3 protein-coding genes and 1 pseudogene are annotated in these 5,350 nt (G+C 56.2%); all 4 read left to right on the top strand.

The annotated features are described in order from the left end of the window. A partial coding sequence (locus tag ACFFAR_RS23575; protein WP_174364555.1) for a hydratase occupies window positions 1–761 on the top strand: 761 nt, incomplete at its 5' end. Window positions 762–1,469: 708 nt separating this feature from the next. Next, entirely contained in the window at window positions 1,470–3,392 is a 1,923-nt protein-coding gene (locus ACFFAR_RS23570) for a PrkA family serine protein kinase (RefSeq protein ID WP_061999377.1), read from the top strand. Window positions 3,393–3,639: 247 nt separating this feature from the next. After that, a complete protein-coding gene (locus ACFFAR_RS23565) occupies window positions 3,640–4,905 on the top strand; it encodes a YeaH/YhbH family protein (RefSeq protein WP_061999378.1) in 1,266 nt (421 codons plus the stop codon). Between the two features lie 128 nt (window positions 4,906–5,033). Next, window positions 5,034–5,350: pseudogene (locus ACFFAR_RS23560) on the top strand (SpoVR family protein); the annotation flags it as partial.

Here is a 5,350-nt window from a genome sequence, read left to right as displayed (position 1 = left end):
TGACCGAATCCACTCTCGCCGCGCAACTCGTGCAGGCCCGCCGGCAGCGAACGCTGATCGAGGACCTCGAGTCGGCAGATATTCCCGCCGACGCCAACGCGGCTTACGCCATCCAGCATGAAGTCCTGTCGCTGACAGGCGCCCGGATCGGCGCGTGGAAAGTCGGCGCACGCTCGCCCGGCGCGCAGGCGAACACGGCGCCTATCGATGCGGAGCTCGTCCACACATCACCGGCGCGCATTGCGCATGCGTCTTTCTTTCGCGTTTTGATCGAAATGGAAGTGGCATTTCGTTTTTCTCATGCACTTCCGGCGCGCGCGGAAGCTTACAGCCGCAGCGAAGTATTTGCGGCGCTGGGCGGCATGGCGGTGGCGCTCGAAGTCGTCGATAGCCGTTTCGCCCAATGGCCGAACCTTGCGCCGCTTGCGCAACTAGCCGATTCGCAGAACAACGGTGCACTGATCGTGGGCAAGATGGAGCCGTACGAAGTGATCTCACCGGGCTTCGACTTCTTGTCGCCACAACTCGAACTGACCGTCGACGGTGTCTCGATCGTTCCGCCGACCGCAGGCAACCCCGCTGGTGATCCACGTGAACTGCTGGTGTGGTTCGTCAATCATTGCAGCACGAACGGACATACTGTGCAGCCTTTTTGGACCGTCACGACGGGTTCGTACACGGGTGCACGCCGCATTGAGGGGCCAGGTGTAGTAAGTGGACGGATCGACCGTATCGGGGATATTGAATTGACGCTCGAATAGGCATGACGCATGCGGCCGAAGCGCGCATGAACGAAGCTTTAACAGGTTTGTAACGCTGAGCGCCAATGCTATGGCGTTGTAGAAACAGCACTAAATCAAGGCACTCGAATGAGTGCCTTTTTTATTTCGCAAATCCCTTTGCGCATATAGGGTATTGAATGCACAAGCATGCATGCAACGCCAAAACGCCGGGTACCGGAGGTCAACCGATGCCATTGCGACTCGTTGTGTAAGAAAGACCAAAAAGAACATTGCGTCTGCATCGTTTGGGCTTGGTCGTGCGTATATACGCATGGAGCAAGGCAGTCGATGCGTCACACATGCTTCATCGCGGTGGATAACATGTGGATGAGTCTGTGGATGACCGGTAGATAAGCGATGGATAACCTGGGGCATAAGCACGCTGCACAAACGCGGCGCGCGACTTGTCTGCGGCAGCAGCAGCCGGGTGCTTCGGCTGCCAGCGTGCGCATGAGTCCAGGGCTTGTACAGCAAGGCTGTGCAGCTATTGCCGAAGACGTTTCGCGAGTCGGGATGATGATTGTAGGTGAACGAAAATATTCCACCAAGCTAGGAATACTTCGAAGCAAATCAGCAACGCATTTGCATGAAAAAAAATTCGAATAGGTTTAGGATGAACTGAAGCGATGTTGTTCTGATTAGGCGCGCCGCGCACACATTGCTTTCTGACTTCGGCGAGGAGGTAGCATGGATATCTACAGCAGTTTCGCGACCCGCTTCGAAAAAACCCGCGAGGAGGAATTCTCGCTCGAAGAGTATCTCGCGCTCTGCAAAGACGATCCTGCAACGTATGCAACAGCGGGCGAACGGATGTTGGCGGCTATCGGGGAACCGGAGTCAGTCGACACGCGCACGGACCCGCGTTTATCGCGTGTGTTTGCAAACAAGGTGATCAAGGTGTATCCAGCATTCCGTGAGTTCTACGGAATGGAGGAAGTGATCGAGCAGGTGGTGTCGTACTTCCGGCATGCAGCTCAAGGGCTGGAAGAAAAGAAGCAGATCCTGTATTTGCTGGGTCCGGTAGGCGGCGGCAAGTCATCCATTGCCGAACGTCTGAAGCAACTGGCCGAGCGTGTTCCTTTCTACTCAATCAAGGGTTCGCCCGTCAACGAGTCACCTCTTGGCTTGTTCGACTACGACGAAGACGGTCCCATTCTCGAAGAGCAATACGGCATTCCGCGCCGCTACCTCAAGAACATCCTGAGCCCGTGGGCCGTCAAACGCCTTCATGAATTCAACGGCGACATCCGCAAGTTCCGCATCGTTCGTCGCTATCCTTCCATCCTTCGCCAGATCGGTATTGCCAAGACCGAACCGGGCGATGAAAACAATCAGGACATCTCGTCACTGGTCGGCAAGGTCGACATCCGCAAGCTCGAAACCTTTTCACAGGATGATGCCGACGCCTACAGCTACTCCGGTGGATTGTGTCTCGCGAACCAGGGCTTGCTCGAGTTCGTCGAAATGTTCAAGGCGCCAATCAAGGTCCTGCATCCGCTCCTGACCGCCACTCAGGAAGGCAACTTCAAGGGTACGGAAGGTTTCGGCGCAATTCCGTTCGACGGCGTGGTGCTGGCTCACTCGAACGAGTCCGAATGGAAGACGTTCCGCAACAACAAGAACAACGAAGCACTGCTCGATCGTATCTTCGTGGTGAAGGTGCCGTATTGCCTGCGCTATGGCGAAGAGATGAAGATCTACGAGAAGCTGCTGCGTAATTCTTCGTTGACGAACGCAGTGTGCGCACCTGGCACGCTGAAGATGATGGCGCAAATGGCGGTGCTGACGCGTCTTCATGAACCGGAGAATTCCAGCCTCTTTTCGAAGATGCAGGTCTATGACGGCGAGAACCTGAAAGACACCGATCCAAAGGCGAAATCCTTCCAGGAGTACCGCGATTTTGCGGGTGTAGACGAAGGCATGAACGGGGTATCGACCCGCTTTGCGTTCAAGATTCTCTCGCGCGTGTTCAACTTCGATTCCACCGAAGTCGCGGCCAACCCGGTGCACCTGATGTACGTGCTCGAACAACAGATCGAACGCGAGCAGTTCCCGCCGGAAACCGAACAGAAATACCTGTCGTTCATCAAGGACGTGCTTGCCTCGCGGTATGCCGAGTTTATCGGCAAGGAGATTCAGACGGCTTACCTGGAATCGTATTCCGAGTATGGCCAGAACATCTTCGACCGTTACGTCACCTATGCCGATTTCTGGATCCAGGACCAGGAATTCCGCGATCACGATACCGGCGAGAGTTTCGACCGTGCGTCGCTGAATGCGGAACTGGAGAAGATCGAGAAGCCGGCCGGCATCAGCAACCCGAAGGACTTCCGCAACGAAATCGTGAATTTCGTGCTGCGGGCGCGGGCGGCGAATGGCGGCAAGAATCCTGCGTGGATCTCCTACGAGAAGCTGCGGGTGGTGATCGAAAAGAAGATGTTCTCGAACACTGAAGAGCTCCTCCCGGTGATCTCGTTCAACGCCAAAGGATCGGCTGAAGAACAGCGCAAGCATGAGGATTTCGTCAACCGCATGGTCGCAAAGGGTTACACGCCGAAGCAGGTGCGTCTCTTGTGCGACTGGTATCTGCGTGTTCGCAAGTCGTCGTAATTCGGTGCGTCGCGTTACGGTGCGTTCAGTCTTGAGCGAAGGAGGAAATCTGTTCCCAAGCGAAACCAGGCAAAACGTGATTGAATCAGGAATGTGTTGCTAGTTCTATAGTCATACGTTCGCGTGACGCCGGTATCTAACCGGTGAAACGCGAGCACCTTGGCGAGTGCTTGTCGGTCCGCGCCGCAGCGTGCGGTTGAGGCAAACGAGCGCTTCGCTTCCTCGCCAATTACGCGGGAGACTGGATGTGCTGCATCAAATCATCGACCGCAGGTTAGCCGGTAAGAACAAGAGCATTGCCAACCGCGAACGCTTTTTGCGTCGTGTCAAAAACTACATCCGCCGCGCGGTGTCGGACGCCGTTCGAGACCGCAGCATCAAGGACATTCAAAGCACGCAGAGCATCACGATTCCGAAAAAGGACATCGCCGAACCGTCGTTCCGGCATGGCCCTGGCGGAAAGCGCGAGCTCGTGCATCCGGGCAACGCCGAGTACATTCGTGGCGACAAGATCGCGCGTCCGAATGGCGGCGGAGGCGGTGGCGGCAAGAGCGCGAGCAACGAAGGCGAAGGGCAGGACGACTTCGTGTTCGAGCTCTCGCGTGAAGAGTTCATGCAGTATTTCTTCGATGACCTCGAGTTGCCGCGCCTCGTCAAAACCCAGTTGGCCGCCGTGCCGACCTGGAAGAACGTGCGCGCGGGTTTTTCGGCGGAAGGCACGCCCAATAACATCGACGTCGTCCGGTCGCTGCGCAGCGCACTCGGGCGCCGGATCGCGCTGGGTTCGCCCCTGTCGCGTCAGTTGCATGAGATGGAGCGTCAGCTCGAAGTGCTTCTGGACGAGAAAGGTGACCCTGAAGAGATTGCGCGGCTCGAAGCCGAGATCGTGATCATGAAGGGGCGTATCACGCGGATTCCGTTTATCGACCCGTTCGATCTGCGGTATGTCAACCGGGCCAAACAGCCGACGCCCTCCAGCAAGGCCGTCATGTTCTGCCTGATGGACGTGTCCGGTTCCATGGACGAACAGCGCAAGGACTTGTCCAAGCGCTTCTTCATTCTTCTGTATCTGTTCCTGAACCGGAATTACGAAAAGATCGAAGTGGTCTTTATCCGGCACCACACGCGTGCAGAGGAAGTCGATGAAGAAACGTTCTTCCATTCAACAGAAAGCGGTGGCACGGTGGTATCGAGCGCGCTCGAGTTGATGAAAAAGATCATGGACGAGCGTTATTCGCCCTCGGAATGGAATATCTACGGCGCGCAGGCTTCTGACGGCGATAACTGGACGGATGACTCGCCCAAGTGCCGCAAGCTCCTGTCCGAAGACATCCTGCATAAGGTGCGCTATTTCGCGTATATCCAGGTCGCGCCTGAAGAGCAGAACCTTTGGGTCGAATATGCACATCTGGCGCAGAGCGCGCCGGAACTCGCGATGAAAAAAGTCGAATCGGCTGCGGATATTTATCCGGTCTTTCGCGAACTGTTCGAAAAACAACAGGCGGCTGCATGACGACAAGGCATTTGAACAACGAAGCACGCGGGTACCACCTGAAACCTGGCGAAGAACTGAAAGCACAGGACAGCGCGCCGCAAAAGGTCAGGAAGCCGCGCGCAAGCGCGACGCCGGAGGGAGACACCATGAACGTGGCGGAAAAGAGACCGTTGCCATGTCCTTCGGACTGGACGTTCGAACTCATCGAGGAATATGACACCGAGATTGCGCGTGTCGCGCAACGCTATGGGCTCGACGTCTATCCCATCCAGCTTGAACTCATCAGCGCCGAGCAGATGATGGATGCGTACGCGTCGGTGGGCATGCCGGTGAATTATCGGCACTGGTCGTTCGGCAAACATTTTCTGTCGACGGAAAAGAGTTACCGGCGCGGGCAAATGGGACTCGCGTATGAAATCGTCATCAATTCAAATCCGTGCATTCCGTATCTGATGGAAGAGAA

Origin of the sequence: uncultured Caballeronia sp., assembly GCF_964243625.1 — a bacterium.
Classification (GTDB): Bacteria; Pseudomonadota; Gammaproteobacteria; order Burkholderiales; family Burkholderiaceae; genus Caballeronia.
The sequence above is the reverse complement of the archived record's forward strand: the minus strand, read 5'-3'. Positions and strand labels throughout refer to the sequence as shown.

Bases quoted from the DNA above. Each gene is read 5' to 3' on its own strand.
- ACFFAR_RS23570 (WP_061999377.1), top strand. From the start codon at position 1,470: ATGGATATCTACAGCAGTTTCGCGACCCGCTTCGAAAAAACCCGCGAG.